This is a genomic window from Bradyrhizobium sp. PSBB068 (assembly GCA_016839165.1).
GTDB lineage: Bacteria > Pseudomonadota > Alphaproteobacteria > Rhizobiales > Xanthobacteraceae > Bradyrhizobium.
In genome coordinates, this window is sequence record CP069300.1 from 6,870,028 (window position 1) to 6,889,487 (window position 19,460).

At 64.6% G+C, this 19,460-nt stretch carries 18 protein-coding genes and 1 pseudogene; 7 read left to right on the plus strand and 12 right to left on the minus strand.

Going from position 1 to position 19,460, the window contains the following annotated elements; genetic code table 11:
• Positions 1-54: 54 nt before the first annotated feature.
• Positions 55-2,161 (plus strand): annotated as a pseudogene (locus JQ507_31815) (S9 family peptidase).
• 211 nt (positions 2,162-2,372) lie between these two features.
• Here JQ507_31815 and JQ507_31820 read toward each other — a convergent pair.
• The 3 genes from JQ507_31820 to JQ507_31830 all read right to left on the minus strand — a co-directional run bounded on the left by JQ507_31820 (position 2,373) and on the right by JQ507_31830 (position 5,799).
• The gene (locus tag JQ507_31820; protein ID QRI69400.1) at positions 2,373-3,092 is read right to left on the minus strand and encodes a ribonuclease activity regulator RraA; all 720 of its coding nucleotides are present in this window, start codon (positions 3,090-3,092) and stop codon (positions 2,373-2,375) included.
• A 132-nt stretch (positions 3,093-3,224) separates the two neighbouring features.
• Complete coding sequence (locus JQ507_31825) at positions 3,225-4,964, minus strand: dihydroxy-acid dehydratase (GenBank protein ID QRI69401.1); 1,740 nt, start codon at positions 4,962-4,964, stop codon at positions 3,225-3,227.
• 202 nt (positions 4,965-5,166) lie between these two features.
• Positions 5,167-5,799, minus strand: coding sequence for a response regulator transcription factor (locus JQ507_31830; GenBank protein ID QRI69402.1), 633 nt, complete (start codon positions 5,797-5,799; stop codon positions 5,167-5,169).
• A gap of 153 nt (positions 5,800-5,952) precedes the next feature.
• Between JQ507_31830 and JQ507_31835 the strand changes: the two genes are divergently transcribed.
• Positions 5,953-6,261: a hypothetical protein gene (locus JQ507_31835; protein ID QRI69403.1), complete on the plus strand. Its 309-nt coding sequence runs from the start codon at positions 5,953-5,955 to the stop codon at positions 6,259-6,261.
• A 141-nt stretch (positions 6,262-6,402) separates the two neighbouring features.
• Here JQ507_31835 and JQ507_31840 read toward each other — a convergent pair whose 3' ends face one another.
• The 6 genes from JQ507_31840 to JQ507_31865 all read right to left on the minus strand — a co-directional run bounded on the left by JQ507_31840 (position 6,403) and on the right by JQ507_31865 (position 13,240).
• Positions 6,403-6,720 (minus strand): PilZ domain-containing protein, encoded by a 318-nt coding sequence (locus tag JQ507_31840; protein ID QRI69404.1) that lies wholly within the window; start codon positions 6,718-6,720, stop codon positions 6,403-6,405.
• Between the two features lie 3 nt (positions 6,721-6,723).
• Positions 6,724-7,581, minus strand: coding sequence for a protein-glutamate O-methyltransferase CheR (locus JQ507_31845; GenBank protein QRI69405.1), 858 nt, complete (start codon positions 7,579-7,581; stop codon positions 6,724-6,726).
• Positions 7,582-7,616: 35 nt separating this feature from the next.
• On the minus strand, positions 7,617-8,006 hold the full coding sequence (locus JQ507_31850; protein QRI69406.1) for a response regulator: 390 nt from the start codon (positions 8,004-8,006) through the stop codon (positions 7,617-7,619).
• A gap of 43 nt (positions 8,007-8,049) precedes the next feature.
• Positions 8,050-8,520, minus strand: a complete 471-nt coding sequence (locus JQ507_31855; GenBank protein ID QRI69407.1) for a chemotaxis protein CheW — start codon at positions 8,518-8,520, stop codon at positions 8,050-8,052.
• A gap of 11 nt (positions 8,521-8,531) precedes the next feature.
• Positions 8,532-11,264: a hybrid sensor histidine kinase/response regulator gene (locus JQ507_31860; GenBank protein QRI69408.1), complete on the minus strand. Its 2,733-nt coding sequence runs from the start codon at positions 11,262-11,264 to the stop codon at positions 8,532-8,534.
• A 377-nt stretch (positions 11,265-11,641) separates the two neighbouring features.
• Positions 11,642-13,240, minus strand: coding sequence for a flagellar protein (locus JQ507_31865; protein ID QRI69409.1), 1,599 nt, complete (start codon positions 13,238-13,240; stop codon positions 11,642-11,644).
• 588 nt (positions 13,241-13,828) lie between these two features.
• Here JQ507_31865 and JQ507_31870 point away from each other — a divergent pair.
• The 3 genes from JQ507_31870 to JQ507_31880 all read left to right on the plus strand — a co-directional run bounded on the left by JQ507_31870 (position 13,829) and on the right by JQ507_31880 (position 15,772).
• Positions 13,829-14,506, plus strand: a complete 678-nt coding sequence (locus JQ507_31870) for a Crp/Fnr family transcriptional regulator (protein QRI73601.1) — start codon at positions 13,829-13,831, stop codon at positions 14,504-14,506.
• 163 nt (positions 14,507-14,669) lie between these two features.
• Positions 14,670-15,389 (plus strand): Crp/Fnr family transcriptional regulator, encoded by a 720-nt coding sequence (locus tag JQ507_31875; protein QRI69410.1) that lies wholly within the window; start codon positions 14,670-14,672, stop codon positions 15,387-15,389.
• Between the two features lie 134 nt (positions 15,390-15,523).
• A complete protein-coding gene (locus tag JQ507_31880; GenBank protein QRI69411.1) occupies positions 15,524-15,772 on the plus strand; it encodes a hypothetical protein in 249 nt (82 codons plus the stop codon).
• Between the two features lie 15 nt (positions 15,773-15,787).
• On the opposite strand, the gene JQ507_31885 is transcribed toward JQ507_31880, so the two are convergent.
• Positions 15,788-16,396: a helix-turn-helix transcriptional regulator gene (locus JQ507_31885; protein QRI69412.1), complete on the minus strand. Its 609-nt coding sequence runs from the start codon at positions 16,394-16,396 to the stop codon at positions 15,788-15,790.
• 564 nt (positions 16,397-16,960) lie between these two features.
• Here JQ507_31885 and JQ507_31890 point away from each other — a divergent pair.
• Both JQ507_31890 and JQ507_31895 read left to right on the plus strand, forming a co-directional pair.
• Positions 16,961-17,389 carry a hypothetical protein gene (locus JQ507_31890; GenBank protein QRI69413.1) on the plus strand — a complete coding sequence of 143 codons (429 nt, stop codon included), beginning with the start codon at positions 16,961-16,963 and terminating at the stop codon, positions 17,387-17,389.
• A gap of 47 nt (positions 17,390-17,436) precedes the next feature.
• Complete coding sequence (locus tag JQ507_31895) at positions 17,437-18,126, plus strand: hypothetical protein (protein ID QRI69414.1); 690 nt, start codon at positions 17,437-17,439, stop codon at positions 18,124-18,126.
• Positions 18,127-18,176: 50 nt separating this feature from the next.
• On the opposite strand, the gene JQ507_31900 is transcribed toward JQ507_31895, so the two are convergent.
• Together JQ507_31900 and JQ507_31905 are read right to left on the minus strand one after the other, a co-directional pair.
• Positions 18,177-18,359, minus strand: a complete 183-nt coding sequence (locus JQ507_31900; protein QRI69415.1) for a hypothetical protein — start codon at positions 18,357-18,359, stop codon at positions 18,177-18,179.
• 96 nt (positions 18,360-18,455) lie between these two features.
• Positions 18,456-19,457, minus strand: coding sequence for a glycoside hydrolase family 3 protein (locus JQ507_31905; protein QRI69416.1), 1,002 nt, complete (start codon positions 19,455-19,457; stop codon positions 18,456-18,458).
• Positions 19,458-19,460 lie beyond the last annotated feature (3 nt).

Genomic DNA, 19,460 nt, shown 5'->3' on the forward strand with positions numbered 1-19,460 from the left:
GCAATCGCCACATTCATCCCGATATAAAGCGGAACCCCGCACCATGAGGATCTTGTGACCCAATCGACCAAGCCATCGCCCCCCGTTGCGCCGCGCCGGCCGCATTCCTTCACCACCCACGGCATCACGGTGACCGACGACTATGCGTGGATCAAGGATCCGAAATGGCAGGAGGTGCTGCGCGATCCCTTGATCCTCGATCCTGATATCAGGACCTATCTCGAAGCCGAGAACGGCTACACCGAGAGCCTGCTCGGCCATACCGACGGCTTGCAGAAGCAACTGGTCAAGGAGATGCGCGGACGGATCAAGGAGGATGATTCCAGCGTGCCGTCGCCGGACGGCCCGTTCGCCTATTTCAGGAAATTCCGCGAAGGCGGCCAACATGAGCTGTTCGCCCGCACGCCGCGCGACGGCGGCGAGGCGCATGTCGTGCTGGACGGCGACGCGCTGGCGAAGGACCATAAATATTTCAAGTTCGGCAGCAGCCGGCATTCCAATGACCACCGCCTGCACGCCTGGAGTGCCGATACCAAGGGTTCGGAGTATTTTTCGATCCGCGTGCGCGACTGGGCGACCGGTGGCGATCTCGACGATCTCGTCGAGGAGACCGACGGCGGCGTGGTCTGGGCCGCGGATTCCAAGAGCTTCTTCTACGTCAAGCTCGACGACAATCACCGCCCGATGCAGGTGTGGCGGCACAGGCTCGGCACCAAGCAGGCCGACGACATCCTGATCTATGAGGAGCAGGATGCCGGCTGGTTCACCCATCTGCACGAGAGCGCCAGCGGCCGCTTCTGCGTGATCGCCGGGGGCGACCACGAGACCTCGGAGCAGCGGCTGATCGATCTCGCCAATCCCGACGCGCCGCCGCGCCTCGTCGCGGCGCGCGAGGAAGGCGTGCAATATTCGATCGCCGACCGCGGCGACGAGCTGTTCATCCTGACCAATGCCGACGACGCCATCGACTTCAAGGTCGTCACCGCGCCGCTCGCCGCGCCCGCGCGTGCCAACTGGCGCGACCTGATCCCGTATCGCGAGGGCGTCTATGTGCTCGACGTCGAGCTCTATGCCGGCCACATGGTGCGCTTGGAGCGCGCCAACGCGCTGCCGGCGATCATCATCCGCGACCTCAGGAGCGGCGAAGAGCACGCGATCGCCTTCGATGAGGCGGCTTATTCGCTCGACACCATGGGCGGCTACGAGTTCGAGACCACGAATCTGCGCTTCGCCTATTCATCGATGACGACGCCGTCGGAGGTCTATGACTACGACATGGCGACGCGGACCCGTGTCTTGCGCAAGCGCCAGGAGATTCCGTCCGGCCACAACCCGGCTGACTACGTCACCACGCGCATCATGGCGACCTCGCATGACGGCGCGCAGGTGCCGGTGTCGATCCTGCATCGCAAGGATTTCGTGCGCGACGGCAAGGCGCCGCTGCTGCTCTATGGCTACGGCTCCTACGGCATGGCGATGCCGGCCTCGTTCGCGGCCAACCGGCTGTCGCTGGTCGACCGCGGCTTCGTCTATGCGATCGCTCATATCCGCGGCGGCGCCGACAAGGGCTGGGGCTGGTATCTCGACGGCAAGCGCGAGAAGAAGACCAACACGTTCGACGATTTTGCCGCGGCCGGCCGGGCGCTGATCGAGACGAAATATACGGGCGAAAAAACGCATCGTCGGCCATGGCGGCTCGGCGGGCGGCATGTTGATGGGCGCCGTCGCCAACCGCGCCGGCGAGCTGTTCGCCGGCATCGTCGCCGAAGTGCCGTTCGTCGACGTGCTCAACACCATGCTCGACGACACCTTGCCGCTGACGCCGCCGGAATGGCCGGAATGGGGCAACCCGATCGAGAGCGCGAAGGATTTCCGCACCATCCTGTCCTATTCGCCCTATGACAACGTCGCGGCCAAGGACTATCCGGCGATCCTCGCGATGGGCGGGCTCACCGATCCGCGCGTGACCTACTGGGAACCGGCGAAATGGATCGCCCGGCTGCGCGCCACGATGCGCGGCGGCGGCCCGGTGCTGCTGCGCACCAACATGGGCGCCGGCCACGGCGGCGCCTCCGGCCGCTTCAACCGCCTCGACGAAGTCGCGATCGTCTATGCGTTTGCGTTGTGGGCGGTGGGGATGGCTGAGAAGGCGGAGGTGTAAGGCACCTTAGCCCGGCTACCCCCCCATCGTCGTCCTGGCGAAAGCCAGGACCCATACCGCGTGATCTTTCGAGCAAGGAAGTCGCAGTACCACGGCACATCCGGTCTTCGCCAAACTTCTCCCTGTGCTTATGGGTCCCGGCCTTCGCCGGGACGACGGCGGAATGCGCGGCGATCGCTCGTCGACAGCGACGGGGAATGTGGGGTGAGACCTACCGCCCCTTCGCCTTCCGCCAGACCGCAAAATCCTGCAGCGTCTGCTCGTCCGTCGCGGGATAAAGACCGAAGATGCCGCGGCCGTTCTGGACCTGCTCGGTGACGAAATCCTCGAACGCGGTCATCTCGAAGGTCTCGTCCGCGATCTCGTCGGCGAGGTGGGCCGGGATCACGATGACGCCGTCGCTATCACCGAGAATCACGTCACCGGGAAACACTGGCGCGTCGCCGCAGCCGATCGGAACGTTGATCTCGATCGCCTGATGCAAGGTGAGATTGGTCGGCGCGCTCGGCCGGTGATGAAACGCCGGGAAGCCGAGCCGCGCGATCTCGGCCGAGTCGCGGAAGCCGCCGTCGGTGACGACGCCGGCGCAGCCGCGCTTCATCAGCCGCGTCACCAGGATCGCACCGGCCGACGCCGCGCGCGCATCCTTGCGGCTGTCCATCACCAGCACCGCGCCCACGGGACAATCCTCGATCGCCTTGCGCTGCGGATGCGCACGATCGCGGAATACCTCGATCGTGTTGAGATCCTCCCGCGCCGGCATGTAGCGCAGCGTGAAGGCCTCGCCGACCATGGTCGGCTGATCCGCGCTCAGGGGATGCACATCCTGGATCATCTGGATGCGGAAGCCGCGCTTGAACAGCGCGGTGGCAACGGTGGCGGTGGAGACGGATTTCAGCTTGTTGCGGGTGGTGTCGCTGAGTTTGGGCATGGCTACGTTGCTCTCTCTTCTTTCGTCATTCCGGGATGGCCCGCAGGGCCAGGCCCGGAATCCATCAGGCCGCATAGCTTGAGGAGAAATGGATTCCGGGCTCGCGCTTCGCGCGCCCCGGAATGACAGGGACTAGTAAATCGACGGCTCGCCCACCGGCTTGCCGAAACCGGTCTCGAGGAAATCGAAGTCGCAGCCTTCATTGGCCTGCTTGATGTGCTTCGAGAACATCCAGCCATAGCCGCGCTCGAAGCGCTTTTCGGGCTGCTTCCATTCGGCACGGCGCTTCACCAATTCCGCCTCCGGCACATCGAGATCGATGGTGCGCGCGGCGACGTCGAGCGTGATGCGGTCGCCGTTCCGAACCAGCGCCAGCGGGCCGCCGATAAAGGATTCCGGCGAGACGTGCAGGATGCAGGCGCCGTAGCTGGTGCCGCTCATCCGCGCATCCGACAGCCGCACCATGTCGCGCACGCCCTGCTTCACGAGCTTGGTCGGGATCGGCAGCATACCCCATTCCGGCATGCCCGGGCCGCCCTGCGGGCCGGCATTGCGCAGGATCAGCACATGATCGGCGGTGACGTCGAGATCGGGATCGTCGACTGCCTTCTTCATCGACGGATAATCGTCGAACACCAGCGCAGGCCCGGTGTGCTTGAGGAAGCGCGGATCGCAGGCTGACGGCTTGATCACGCAGCCGTCGGGCGCGAGATTGCCCTTCAGCACGGCCAGCGCGCCTTCCCTGTAGATCGGGTTGTCGACGGTGCGGATGACGTCGTCATTGTGGACTTCGGCGCCCGCGATGTTCTCGCCGAGCGTCCTGCCCGTGACGGTGATGCAATCGAGATGCAGATGCGGCCTGATGCGGTTCATCAGGCCGGGCAACCCGCCGGCGTAGAAGAAATCTTCCATCAGATAGAGGTCGCCGCTCGGCCGCACGTTGGCGATGACCGGCACCTTGCGGCTCGCGATCTCGAAATCATCGAGCGAGATGTCCTGGCCGGCGCGGCGCGCCTGCGCAATCAGGTGGATGATCGCATTGGTCGAGCAGCCCATCGCCATCGCGACCGCGATCGCGTTCTCGAAGGCTTTTCGGGTCTGGATCTGCTGCGGGGTCAGATCCTCCCACACCATCTCGACGATGCGGCGGCCAGCCTCCGAGCTCATGCGGATATGGTTGGCATCGGCCGCGGGGATCGACGAAGCGCCGGGCAATGTCATGCCGATGGCTTCGGCGATCGCGGTCATCGTCGACGCCGTGCCCATCGTCATGCAGGTGCCGTAGCTGCGGGCGATGCCCGCTTCCATGTCGACCCAGTCCTTGTCGGAGATTTTTCCGGCGCGGCGCTCGTCCCAATATTTCCAGGCATCCGAGCCGGAGCCCAGCGTCTTGCCCTTCCAATTGCCGCGCAGCATCGGACCGGCCGGCAGGTAGATCGCCGGCAGATTCATGCTGGTGGCCCCGAGCAGCAGGCCGGGCGTGGTCTTGTCGCAGCCGCCCATCAGCACCACACCGTCGACCGGATGGCCACGCAGCAATTCCTCGGCATCCATCGCCAGCATGTTGCGGTAGAGCATCGTGGTCGGCTTCAGCAGCGATTCCGACAGCGACAGCGCCGGCAGCTCGAGCGGAAAGCCGCCGGCCATCAGCACGCCGCGCTTGACGTCGTCGACCCGGCTCTTGAAGTGCATGTGGCAGGGCTGCGCATCCGACCAGGTGTTGATGATCGCGATCACCGGCCGGTCGCGCCACTCCTCCGGCGCGTAGCCCATCTGCATCGCGCGCGATCTGTGGCCGAAGGCGCGCAGGTCGTCGGGCGCAAACCAGCGCGCGCTGCGCAATTGATCGGGAGTCTTGTTCTTTGTCGTCATCGCCATGTACTTCGATATTGCGGGGTCTCGACGTTGCTCGCACGCGCGCGGCCCCCGGCGCGTATGCCCTGCGCCACGCATATACAGGATTTCCTGACATGTCGTCCCGCGCCCGGCGCAGACGTGCCGTTCGCCGGGCGTGCACCGCGCAGCCTCCGCAGCGCGGAAGCCGGAGCGTAGGCCGGCCTTGACCAGCCTCGGCTTACTTCTGCTGCGCCGTCATCACGATGCGGACCAGATCGGCGGCATTGCGCGCACCGAGCTTCTTCATGATGTTGGCGCGGTGATCCTCGATCGTGCGCGGGCTGATCCCGAGGTGGCGCCCGGCCTCCTTGTTGGAGGCGCCCGCCGTGAATTGCTCGAGCACCTCGCGTTCGCGGCGGGTCAGCGGCTCCCGCCCCGGGAAATGCAGCGTCGCGATGCGCGACGCCGAAGTCTCGGCCTGGCGCCTCGTATAGGCGTCGATCGCCTCATTCAGGCGGCTGACGATCTCGTTGCCGCGGAACGGTTTCTCGATGAAGTCGAGCGCGCCGTTCTTGATGGCGCTGACCGCCATCGCGATGTCGCCCTGGCCCGAGATCATGAAGATCGGCGCCGGATAATCCTCGCCGTGCAACTCCCGCAGGATATCGAGGCCGGATTTGCCGGGGATATGCACGTCGAGCAGGATGCAGGCCGGCGTCCTGCTGCGCGCCACCGCGAGCAGCGCGGCGCCGTCCGCAAAGCAGATCACCTTGTAACCGGCGGTCGACAGGACCACGGAAAGCGTCTCACGAACGGCGGGGTCGTCGTCGACTACGAAAATTTCCCCGCGAGGAGCGCCATTCTCAACCATATGCATCGTCCATCAGTGGTGAAATGTGCCGCCCAGACTGCACAAGACCTAACTCGACCATCTCGATCAATGGACCAGTATTTGTACGGGACGTCCGCTTAACGCACAAGTAGCACCACAGTCCCTAAAAGTGACGGCAGTGGAGAAACATGCATGGAAAATGCAGCGGCGGACAGCGTTGCGGTGTGCCTGGACGAGGACAGCGATCCCTACCGCCTGATCGTGACGGACCTGGTCGCGCTGATCGGCCATGTCCAGGCGAGCCTGCGGCTGATCGAGGCGGCGATCGCCCGGGAGGCATTTCTGGCCGAGCAGGACGCCGCCGCCAATGTCTTCGTGCTCGACGACGTCACCCCGCGCTACGCGGCGGCCTCCACGGCCCTGAAGGCCTGCGACACCGGCCTCGGCATGGCGCTCGATCGGCTGCGCGAGCCAGACGCCCCGGCGCGTTTCCTGAACTGACCAGCCGGACCGGCCAGCGCCGAGTTCGGCGACATCATGCAGATTGTGCCTGCGAGCCCCAACTCTCGAGGCAACGACCCGTTCCAGGTTCGGATTGGCGGCCGACGTTGCCCTAACCAGCCGGGGCAAGCCTTCCTGCTATCAGGCCCTGACCCGCTCGTCGTCGGCGCCTGAGCGCCGCTTGCTCGGCTTGCCCTTGAGGAAGCTGATGTCCATCTCGGTGCCGTTGACGCGGACCAGTTCGCAGCGGCGATAGGCGAGCCCGGTCGAGGACAGCAGCAGGAAGAACTCCTTCAGGTTGAGCCCCTGAATGGAACCTTCGACGGTCAATGCCGCGTCATTGTCGGAGATGGCGTTGAGCTGACAGTCGCGCCGCCAGGTGCCGTCGATGGCCATGATGCAGACATCGACGCCCCGGCTGAAGGTGACCCGCTCGATGGATTTGCCGTCGTCCGTCATCGTTCAGTATCCGACCGCCATGGCAGGCCGCGGCATCGCAAGCGGCGCCCGCACTCCGCTCGGCCGGTACAGGCCACGCCGCTCGGGAAGCGGCTTGAACGTGTCGGTCAGGCCGACCACGGTTTCAGCGGCGCCGAGCACCAGGAAGCCGTCGGCCTCCATCAACCGGGCGAGACGGTTGAAGATGTTGATCTTGGTGTCCTGGTCGAAATAGATCAGCACGTTGCGGCAGAAGATCACGTCGAAGGTGCCGAGCTGGGAGAAATCGTGCAGCAGATTGAGCTGACGGTGCTGCACCATCGCGCGCAACTCGGGACTGACCTGCCAGAATTCACCCGACTGCTTGAAATACTTGACCAGCAGTTGAATCGGCAGCCCGCGTTGTACCTCGAACTGGCTGTAGATGCCGGCCTTCGACTTCTCCAGCACCTCCTGCGACAGATCGGTCGCGACGATCTCGACCCGCCATCCGGCCAGCGCCGCGCCCATCTCCTTGAGGCACATCGCCAGCGAATAGGGTTCCTGGCCGGTCGAGCCGGCGGCGCACCAGATCCGGACGCTGCGGCGCGCAGCCCGCGCCTTCAATATATCGGGCATGATGGTGTCGCGGAAATGGTCGAACGGCACCTTGTCGCGGAAGAAGAACGTTTCGTTGGTGGTCATGGCCTCGACCACCTGGACGGTGTGGGTCGACGAGCCGGCCTTGATCTTGGCGACCAGGTCGGGGATGCCGGACAGGCCGCATTTGCGCGCCAGCGGCAGCAGGCGGCTCTCGATCAGATATTGCTTGTCCGCGGACAGATCGAGACCGGAATGGTCCTTCAGGAGCTTACGCAGATACTCATAGTCGGGGGGCGTCACGGGAGCCTCGCAAAGGCAAAGGGTGAAACTGGGTGTCAGGCTTCGGCGGACGCATCGAGCGCCAGCAGACCCACTTCCTGGAATTTCGCGATCACGATGTCCTTGTCGAACGGCTTCATGATGTATTCGTTGGCGCCGGCATGCAGCGCCCGCGAGATATGGTCGATGCCGTTCTCGGTGGTGCAGAACACCACTTTCGGCACGTCACCGCCCGCCATGCGGCGGAGCTGCACGAGGAACTCGAAGCCGTCCATCACGGGCATGTTCCAGTCGAGCAGCACCGCGTCCGGCATCGCCTGCTTGCAGGCCTCGAGCGCGACCGCGCCGTCCTCCGCCTCGACGACGGTGAACTCCATTCCTTCGAGGATACGGCGCGCGATCTTTCGCACCACTCCGGAATCATCGACGACAAGACATGTCTTCATGTGTTGGCCTCCTTGTAGAATCCGCCGTCTCCGCGGCGGAGCGTTACGCTGCAGCAGCTGTTCTGGGCACCAGTTCAAGCACGCGATCGACATCGAGTACGACCATGAGCTGGCCGTCGAGGCGATGGACGCCGCCGGCGAGCTTGGCCATGCGGGGATCGAGATTGACCGGGTTGTCCTCTCGGCTGTCGTCGGGCAGCCGCAGCACCTCGCCGATCTGGTCGATCAGGAGGCCATAGGATTCGCCGCGCTGGTCGACGCCGACCGCCATCGGCTTGCCGTCGTCGGCCTTCGGCAGCCCGAGCCGGGCGCGCATGTCGACCACGGTGACGATGCGGCCGCGCAAATTGAGCACGCCGGCGATCTCGCTGGAGGCCAGCGGCACCCGCGTCAGCCGCTCCGGCATGAACACATCCTGCACCCGCGAGATCGGCAGCCCGAACAGCTGCCCGCCGATCACAGCGGTGACGTACTCGGCCATCGCGCCTTCACTGGTCTCGGTCTTGGTCATCAATGCTGTTTCCTTCAAGCGGCGCGCCGCAACTCTGCGGTCTGCTCTTTCAGCGCCGCGATCAGCCCGGGACGGTCGAACTTGGCGACATAGTCGTGGAAGCCGGCTTGCCGGCCGCGCTCGATTGCCGCCGGCGACACCATCGCCGACAGCGCGATGATCGGCAGCTGGTTCAGATTGTGGTCAGACCGGATGTTCTCGGCGAACTCGAAGCCGTTCATCTCGGGCATCTCGATGTCGGTCAGCACGACGTCGAAGGCCTGCCCCGAGCGCAGTGCGGCGAGTCCCTCCTGCGCGCCGCCCGCGGTCCGCACCTTGTAGCCGGCAGCCTTCAGCACCGGCGCCAGCATGTTGCGGAAGAATGCGCTGTCGTCGACCAGCAGCACCGACTGCGCGCTGGCCGACGGACGCATCTCCTTGCGCGAGAACCAGTCGGCGAACGCCATCGGCAGGAAGTGGCCGACGTCGATCACCTCGGTGGCCTGGCCCTTGATCACGGCCGAGCCCAGAATGCCGTCCTGGCTGCCCGCGACCTCGATGTTGAGCTTTTCCTCGACGATGTCGATGATCTCGTCGACCACGAGCCCCATCGAGCGGCCGTCGTCGGCGAACACCAGGATCGGCTGCGACCCCTGCGCCTGCACCTCGACGCCGGCCATCTGCACCAGCGGCATCAGCTGCTCGCGGTACTGCACCATGTAGCGGCCGTTCGAGAGCTCGATCTTGTCGGTTGCGATCTCCTCCAGCCGCGTGACGAGGCCGAGCGGCACCGCCTTGGGCTGCGAGGAGCCGGCGCGGAACACCAACAGCGAGGTCAGCTGCTCGCCGCTCGCGGCATGGGCGCTCGCATTGTCGTCGGCCATGTCATGGGCCGAGGAGCCGGAGGCGCCCAAGGCTTTCGCGATGCCGTTGGGGTCGATGATCATGATCACGGCGCCATCGCCCAAAATGGTGTTGCCGGAGAACATGTCGATGTGCCGCAGTTTTGTGGACATCGGCTTGACCACGATCTCCTCGGTGTGGAACACGCCGTCGACCACGATGCCGAAGGTCTGGCTGCCGACCTGCGTCACCACGATGAAGCCGTTCTCGGCATCGCTGGTGGTGGTGGCGCCGTCGTCGATCCTCAGCAGCTTCTTGAGATGGATCAGCGGCAGCAGCTTGTTGCGCAGCCGCAAGACCGCGGTGTCCTTGATCCGCTCGATGCGGTGCTCGGAGTTGGCGCGGGCCCGCACCAGCTCGACCACGGACAGTTGCGGAATGGCAAAACGGTCGCCGCCGGCTTCCACGATCAGGGCGGAGACGATCGCCAAGGTCAGCGGGATCTTGATGGTGACACTGGCGCCCTCGCCGGCCACGCTCTTGATGTCGATGGTGCCGCCGATCTGGTCGATATTGGTTCGCACCACGTCCATGCCGACGCCGCGGCCGGACACCGAGGTCACCTGCGCCGCGGTCGAGAAGCCCGGCGCGAAGATGAACTTGTGGATCTGGGCCTCGGTCATCTTCTCCAGTTCAGCCTCGGTGACGAGACCGTTCTGGAGCGCCTTGGCCTTGATCCGCTCGGTGTTGAGCCCGCGGCCATTGTCGGCGATGCAGATGATGATGTGGCCGCCTTCGTGATAGGCACTGAGGCGGATGGTGCCCTGCTCCGGCTTGCCGGCGGCGAGGCGCTCGGCGGTGGTCTCCAGCCCGTGATCGGCGGAGTTGCGCACCATGTGCGTCAGCGGATCCTTGATCAGGTCGAGCACCTGGCGGTCGAGCTCGGTGTCGGCGCCGTGCATCTCGAGCTCGATCTGCTTGCCGAGTTCGCCGGAGAGGTCGCGGACGATGCGCGGCAGCTTCTGCCAGGCATTGCCGATCGGCTGCATCCGCGTCTTCATGACGCCTTCCTGCAGCTCGGCAGTGACGTTGGAGAGCCGCTGCAACGGCACCTTGAACTCGGTGTCCTCGTTGCGGCGCGAGATCTCCAAGAGCTGGTTGCGGGTCAAGACCAGCTCGGAGACCATGGTCATCAGGTGTTCGAGGGTGTCGACGTTGACCCGGATCGACTGGTTGGCGATCTTGTCGCCTTCCTGGACGTCTTCGGCGGCGGCCTTGCGCGCCGGCTTCTTCGCAGCTTCAGCCGGCTCGGCGGCGGGGGCTGCGGCAACGACCTTCGCGGCAGGCGCCGGCGCAGGTGCGGCCACTTCGGTCTCGGTCTCGCGGAAGGCGCGCTCGAGCTCGTCGAGCGAGACCTCGCCCGGACGCAAGGGGCGCTCCAGCGTCTGCACCACCAGCGTGCCTTCGGCCATATCCGCCTGCACCGACGGCGCTTCGACCACCGGCACATCTTCTTCGGCAGCGGCATCACCGGCGGCCATTGCCGCCATGCCGCGCTCGACCATCGCTTCCAACTGATCGATCAGATCGCGGTCGTTGCCTTCGGGCTCGGCCTCGGTCGCCTCGAGGCCGGCCAATATCTCCTTGATGCGGTCGATCGAGGACAGGATCAGCGTCACCGCTTCCGCTCTCACCGGCATGCCGTCGCGGAATTTGCCCATCAGGGTCTCGCCGGCATGCGCCAGCGCTTCCAGCCGCGGCAGCCCGAGGAAGCCGCAGGTCCCCTTGATCGTGTGCACAAGGCGGAAAATGTTGTCCAGGATCTTCGCGTTGTTCGGATCCTGCTCGAACTGCACCAGCTGGTTGTCGACCGTATCCAGGCTCTCGCTGCTCTCCGTCAGGAACTCGCGCAACAGATCGTCCATGGATAGGCCCCCTCAAGGTGCTGCGGAACGCTCGCATCGCATCGATAACTTGGCGGGCTTCACAGCGACGTTAATTTTGCCGTCCGTGCAAATACGGACGAGGAGTCCCGCGATGCATCGCAACGTCACGGCCGGTCTCGCACGGGCAGGCCTTACCACCCGAACGGGAAAGAGGCCGTTCCACCGGTCGTCGCAATTTGAATCAAATGGAATCGCAGAGCCGCTAAGCCGAGCGAAACACTCGCGCCACGGCATCGGCCTGCATCAAAGCCCGATCGCCCTTTGGTTGAAGTCCGCGGACCGGTCGATCACGCGCAAAGCAAAGGCGGCGGGGTTGCCCCCGCCGCCTCGATATCAGTTGTCTGTTGCGGCTACGCTTAGCGGAGCAGCTGCAGCACGCTCTGCTGCGACTGGTTGGCCAGCGCCAGCGCGGACACCGCGATCGACTGGCGGGTCGACAGCGCCTGGCTGTTGGCCGCTTCCTCGTTGGTGTCGGCCAGCGTCAGGTTGGACGAACCGGTCTGCAGCACGTTGATCAGGTTCTTCGAGAAGTCCTGGCGGATCTGCACGATCGACAGGTTCGAACCGAGGGTCGAAGCCTGGGTGCGCAGCAGGCCGCTCGCGCTGTTCAGCGTCTTCAGCGTGGCGTTGGCCGAAGCGTTGTCGATGAAGTCCGTGCCGGCGGTCAACTTGGTGAGGTTGAGGCCGGAGGCGTTGAAGGTCACGCCCTGGATCTTCAGCGTCGAGGTGCCCGTCTCGTTGAAGGTCAGCTTGAGCTGATCGCCGTTGAGCAGGTTGATGCCGTTGTACGAGGCATCCTGGGCGGTCGTGGTGATCTGGTCCAGGATGTTGTTGTACTGGCTGACCAGGTTGGCGCGGTTCGCCAGCCCGTTCGGATCCTGCACCGGGGCGCTGCCCGTCAGACCGTTGAACAGCTTGCCTGAACCGGCTGCCGTGCCACCGATCGTGCCGATCGTCGACGAAGCAGCATCGTTGGTGGTGCTGATGGTGAGCGCACCGCCCGCGCTGAGCGAGGCCTGCAGGTTATTGGCTGCCAGCGCGGTGTTCAGATCGTTGAGGGACTTCACCTGGCCGGCGCCGCTGCCAAACGTGATGTTGGTGGCGGTGCCGTTGCCGGTCGGGTTGATCGTCAGCGTCAGGCCATCGAGCGGTGACGGCGTTGCCACGGTGCGGGCCTTGGTGGTGGCCGTAAGACCAAAGGCGGCCAGCCCCGAACCGGAGATGTTGAGATCCTGGTTGATGCCAGTGCTGATCTGGAGCGCGCCGGCCGACACGGTGGAGGCGGTGGCCGCGCCCGTGATGCCGTCGATCGCGGTGAGCAGGTCGCCGACCGTCAGGTTGCTGCCGGTGCCGGTGCCGAGGGTCACGTTGCCGGACGCATCGGTCGTCGAGGTGGTCTGCGAGGTCGAGAACGTGATCGACTTGCCATTGACGCTGATCGTTCCGGTCGGGGTCGCCGCCAGCGTATCGGAGTTGGCCGCGCTGACGAGCTTGGTGGCGGCCGTGATCGGCGCCGGCGTCGTGAGGTTATTGTTGACGACCGTGCCGGCGAGAATGGCGTTGCTGTAGGTCGCGGTGCCGCGGATATCGGCGGCGGTGGCACCGGTGATCGTGGCGGTCGTCACCTGCGATTTCTGCGAATAGCCGACGGCAGCCTGCAGGGCCTGGTTGGCGACCGACTTGGCGCTGTCGACGAGCTTCTGCAGCGAGGTGATGCCAGTGTTGGCGGCCTGCAGCACCTGCACGCCGTTGCCGATGCCGTCCAGCAGATTGTTGATGTCGCTGGCGCGGTTGTCGAGCGACTGCGCCGTGAAGAAGTTGGTCGGGTTGTCGAGCGCAGTGTTGACCTTCTTGCCGGTGGACAAGCGGTTCTGCGTGGTGGCGAGCAGATCGGCCGTCGACTGCAGCGAAAGCAGGTTCTGACGGACCGATGACGAAAGGACGATGCCGGACATACTGGTACCCTTCTGGATGAACACGATTGACGCGACGCCGTAAATTTCGCACGGCGACCGGTGCCACACTGGTCCGTCCGCGCTACCCGTTCGTTAAAGGGCTGCTCCGTACAAATACCCAGAACGGCCCTTGCCGGTAATTCTACGGCCGCCGCGCAGACGCGCGGCCCAGCCGACTTTGTCCGTCGTCGGATCGACGACGTGACGGTGAATTTGTCTCCGCATTTGCAGGACTTGCCGCATGCTCACGCTGCCGGCTGGCGGCTTCGAAACCCGGAATTGCAATCGTCGAAGACACGCGCCTGGTCTGCATCAGAGTTAATGGAAATCAATAAATGCGAGACAATGTCGCAACCGTACCGGCCGGATTGCGTGTCGTACGAATCGCTTCGATCGCCGCACGGACCGGCGTGATGCCGACCGTCTGCCCCCTAGAGGGTATAAGGTTCGCACTACAACCCTTGTGCTATTGGACAGGCAAGCTATGGTCGCACTCAACACGCCAAGAGTAGGTGATGCGAGACTGTAGTGCTCCCGCCCTCGGCAGGAGCTCCAATGTCCGCGGTAACGCGCCCGCCCAATCGTCTGTTGCAAGCACTTCCCTCCGCGGAATACGCGCAACTTCATCCTCTTCTGGAAACCGTCGAATTGACCAAGGAGACGGCGCTGGCCGATGCCGGCGCGCCGGTGCAGCGGGTTTATTTTCCGCACGCCGGCGTGGTCTCGATGATGGTCAATCTGTCCGACGGGCAATCGGTTGAGATTGCAACCATCGGTCGTGACGGTATCGTCGGTGCATCCGCCGCCCTGCACGAGCGGCCGCCGCTCGCCGACGCCATTGTCGTCGTGCCGGGCACGGCATCGGTGATGCGGGCGGAGGATTTCCGTGAGGCAGCCAATCGCAGTGCAGAATTCCGCACCCTGGTTGCGCTCTATGAGCAGGCGCTGATGGCGCAGACGCAACAATCCGTCGCCTGCAACGTCTCGCATCCGGTGGAGGCGCGGCTGTCACGCTGGCTGCTGCGCGCACGCGACCTGTGCGGCAGCGAGGCGTTGCCGCTGACCCAGGAGATGCTGGCGCAGATGATCGGCGTCCGGCGCAATGCGGTCTCGATCGTCGCACACGGGTTTCAGCAGGCCGGCATCCTGCGTTACAGCCGCGGCCATATCGAAATCACCGATATCGACGGCCTACGGAAGGCGGCGTGTGAATGCTATGCCACGGTCAAGGCGCACACCACACAGTTGATCGGGCCGGAAGACTGAACGGAACACAAACGCGCGTGTTCTGCGATAGGTGTATCTATTGGAACCAGGACGTGCTTCCATTGGAACCCAGTCACGCCCGAATAAGTTGCATGAACGACAGGCCACAGGCATCGGCCATTGGTGCCCAGAGACAAACTTTGCCGGCAGGCAGGAGGTTGCTTTGGATACGGTTCCGCGATCGCCTAACGGCTTCCTGTCCTCGCTGTCGGCGAGCGACTTTGACCTGATCCGGCCGCATCTGCGGACGGTCGACCTTGCAGCCGATTCGGTCCTGACCGAGACCGACGAGATGCTCACGCGGACTTACATGCCGCACAAGGGCGTGATCTCGCTGGTGGTCAAGCTGGCACGGGGCGAGCGCGTCCAGGTCGCAATGGTCGGCCGCGACAGCATCTTTGGCGCATTTGCTCCGCTCGTCGAGAGCCGTGTCTTGAACAATGCCACGGTGCTGGTGCCCGGCCGCGCCTCAACGGTCGAGCTCGAACCGTTCCGCGCGGCTGCCGGCCAGAGCCCGACGCTTCGTACCATGCTGCTCCGGCACGGGCTCGCCGTCTATGCCCAGATCCAGCAGACGGCGGGCTGCAACGCCGCGCATACCGTGGAGTCGCGGCTGGCGCGATGCCTGCTGCACATGCGCGATCTCTCGGGCAGCAACAAGATCATCCTGACACAGGAGGCGATGGCACAGATGATCGGCGCGCGCCGCAACAGCGTGTCGCTGGTCGCGCATACCTTGCAACAGGCGAGGTTCATTCACTACAGCCGCGGCCACATCGAGATCACCAACCCGGACGGCCTGATCAGGACCGCGTGCGAATGCTACGCCGCGGTCAAGGCACAGTATGCCGGGCTGCTGAGTTGTGTGGAAACCAGCGGCTAGGGTTTCGATTCGAGCGGTCACCGCTTCGCTCGAAAGCGCGCGCTCCGTCGCGCAAGCCGTACTTCTACGGCGTGGGATTTTCACCGTCGGATAACGCTGCTTCCGCAAAGTCGCGTGGACGCACGGGGGAGCCGATGTTCACGTACGAGACGACCGACCGGAAGGAAGCCCGGCGCTTCCGTATGGCCCAGTTCAACGGCCGGCCTGCTACGATCAGGTCCGCCGGTGCGACGGTCACCGGACGGGTGCGCGCGATCGTCGAAAGCAACGCCGGCGCGACGGCAGCATGGGTGGTCACGATCGTTCCGGACGAGCCGAAGACGGCCGCCCGCGCCGCGCGGCGCGCGCCGCGGCTGCGCTTTGCCACGGAAGACGATGTCTGAGAACCGGGTCTCCGCTCAGGCGGAATGCAATAGCGCCTTGCGGACCAGATCTGCGGTGTTGCGCGCACCGAGCTTACGCATGGCCTCGGCACGATGGCTCTCGAACGTGCGCGGGCTGATGTTCATCCGTAGCGCGCCCTGCTTGTTGGAATAGCCGTCGCTGATCAGGCTGAGCACCTCACGCTCGCGCTTGGTCAACGGCTTGCGGCCGGCCTCCGGTGCGAACATGACATCGGGTGATCGGGCAGCTGCCGGCTTGTCATCACCCGGCGATCTAACGTCGCCGGCCGGAACGGCATTCGGATAGAGATCCGAAATCTGCTTCAGCATCGCAGACACCCGCTCGGTCTGCTCGAGCGCGTTCTCGATCACCTGGCGCAGATAGACCCCGTTGCCGGGCGCCTGCGCGAACTGCTGACTGTGCTGTTTGAGCTCGTTCATATAGAGCAGCAGCGCCGTCACCGGGCCATTGAACTGCCGGACGATCGCCGCGCTGGCCTCCCCGGTCGCCTGCGATCGTGGCGGTGCGGCCCCCTGAAGCTCAAGCGGCTGCGTCTCGAGCGTCGCGGTTCCACCCGGCCATGCCGGAAGGCGCGCCTCGGCTCGATTGTCATGTTGCGTCATAAGTATGGTTTACCGAAGGTGAACTTGTGGCCGCGTTAACACGGGACTCCGTAAAACTACGGGTGACGCAACTGTGACCTCGGGCCCCGACCTGCCAAGCAGGCGCAGATTACCGCTGATTTGGCAATGAATGTCGCATATTTGAGTCGAATGACAGTATTCTTACGGGACGGCAGGCCGCCTGTGCCTCCATATCCCTGCTGGTGGGAAGTTAAGGGCTCCGCGGGCGCATCCGCGTCCCGCGTTTCGGGCTGCACGAGCCAGGCTCCGCGCCGTCCCCCGGACGTCAGGAGCGGCGGAGCCGCAGGAATTTCTGCAGGAACCGCCCCGAAATAACGAACCTGAACCACCAATACGCCATTCGCCGGGTCGACATTGATCTCCCCTCCGGGCATCGGGATCGCATCGGCTTACCGCACGCCGGGACGCGTTCGTATGAGGCGGATCACATCGGCCCAAGGGGCGGCGCGTGCGTGGGCGTCGGGTCAGGCGAATGTCAATTTACAGCTCGGTCCGGCGCCGCGATGATCACAGCCTCTCGACCAACAACAAACGGGCGCGACAATGAAGCGAGGGCGGAGCGGGCCGATTGGATCCCGGATGACGATCGCGACGCTGGCCGCGGCGCTGCTGTTCGGCGCCGCTGCACAGGCCCAGACCACGCGGACCGGCGACGCAGCGCCGCCACAAGACAACGCGATCATGGTCAGCATCTTCTTCAAGCATGATCAGTCACGCCCGCTCGCCGAACTCAATGCGCAGCTCGAGCGGCAGGGCTTCTACAAGGCGTTTCCGCCGGAAGGTGTCGAGGTGGTCAGCTGGTACGTGATGATGGGCATCGGCCAGGTCGTGACCCTGCGACTGCCGCCGTCGCGGCTGCGCGAAGTCAACCGCGTGATCGAGAACAGTGCCTGGGGCGCCTATCGCACCGAGTTCTATCCGACCTACGACTACAAGGCGGTCGGGGCCGACAAGCACGATAGGGCAAAGTGATGCGGCATGGGTCCGCAAGAGACTTGCCGCCCCATTGGTATCGCTATTTGCTCGCCGCGTTGATCGCGTGGTGTGTGCTCGCTGGCAGACCAGTGCATGCGACCGACGACGGCGTGAGCGAACGCGCTGCGCTTTACGAGGAATCCAGCACCGATCCAACCGGCCAAAGGCTCGTCGGTTCGGCGGTCTGGCGGGTCGATCCAGCCAAATCAGACACGCAAGCCGGCGACGTCACCGTGCGCGCGATCGCCGAATTTCCCGGCAAATTCCGTTTATGCATCTCGCTCGGTCGCAACTCCGACCCGACCTTGCCGGCGAATTACCTGTTCCGGCTGACTTTTGTCCCCTCGCCCGGCTTCAGTGGGCGCGCAATCATTCACCTCCCGGGCATGCTGATGAAGTCTGGCGAACAGGCGCGCGGCACGCCGCTGCAGGCGCTCGCGGCCAAGGTGGTCGACAACATCTTTCTGGTGGCGCTGTCGAACGTCGATGCCCAGCGTAACGCCAACACGCTGCTGCTGAAGGAGCGATCGTGGTTCGATATCCCGGTGATTTACGCCGACCAGCGACGCGCGATCATCGCCATCGAGAAGGGGATGTCAGGACAAAAGGCGATCGACGCCGCCATCGCGGCTTGGGAGGCATCTCCCGGTGGCCCTGTCGCGCAGCAACCCTCGAGCCACGGGGACGACGAGGCCAGCACATGCGTCGCCCGGGTCGCCATGTCGACGCAGTAGATCGGCGGCAGCGCAATCGCGCCCGACGTCATCGCCCTGCCGGGTGATCGTCAAGCGTGGGCGCGCGTACGCTGGCTCAGCCGTTTCGCCAGGATTTTCAAATCCTGGCTGCGCCCGCTGCACAGCAGACGGGCGAATTCGTCGGGATCGATGGAGGCAGGCGGAAAATCGGCTGAACTGCGTGCGATGCGGCGTAGCCAGGTCAATCGGAAGAGACGCTTGAGCATCTTCATGGTTGTTAGCCCCGATGAGCGTCTGTGTTAAATCGCGGTAACGAAAATTGGTTCCGTCCCTTGTGGTCGCCCGGCGCAAATTTTGGTTCAATGCTTTCAGGCGAGCAGCGCCTTGCGCTGTTGGACGCGCGCTATCGATTGCCGCACCGCGGTCTGATCCAGCGATCCGTCCTGCACTGCACCCGCGACCGCCGCGGCGATGCCCGCCATCGCCTGCTCCTGGTCGAACAAATTGTTGCCGATGCAGATCATGTCCATGCCGGCGGCGATCGCCCGCAGGCTGGCCGCGCTGGTGCCGAGCGCCTTCTGCAGCCCCTGCATCTGCATGTCGTCGGTGATCAACAGCGTCTCGGGCAAGCGGCGGCGAAGCCGGCCGATCCCGGCCGGTGACAATGTCATCGGATGCTGCGCGTCCCATTGGCGCACAATGGCATGGCTGACCAGCACCGAGTCGCCGAAAGTATCCGGGGCCAACGCGTAGAACAGCTCTTCCTGTTCCGGCCGCAGCGCGTCGGAAATGTCCATGAATTCCAGATGCGAATCGACGTGCGCGCCGCCGATCCCCGGATAATGCTTCAGGCAGAGACCCACGCGGGCTTGCCGCGCCGCGGCGTCGACCAGGCGGCCATTGGCCTCGACCTCGCCGAGATCGGACGAATAGGATCGCTTGATCCTGCCGATATTGGGATTGTCGGAATTGTAGTCGACGTCGATGACCGGCGCGAAATTGTAGCGGATGCCGAGCCGGCGCAGCTCGCCATAGCTGGCAGCCAGGATCGCCTGCCTGTCCGCCATCGCAAGCCGATTGAAATCCTTGGCGCTCGGCAGCGGCTGGAAGCCCAGGCTGTCCTTGAGCCGGCGCACCCGCCCACCCTCCTGGTCGATGAAGACCAGCGGCTGCGACGGCAGCGCTGCGATCTCGGCGCAGAGCGACTGCACCTGCTCGGGCGAAGCGATGTTGTTGTCGTATTGGCGGGTCTGGCACGAGTAGTCGAACAGGATCACGCCGCCGAGCCCGAATTGCGCGGCAAAGTCCTTCAGCCAGGCCGGGATGACCCTGCCGTAGAAGCCGAGGATGAAAAGTTCGCCGACGGACATCGC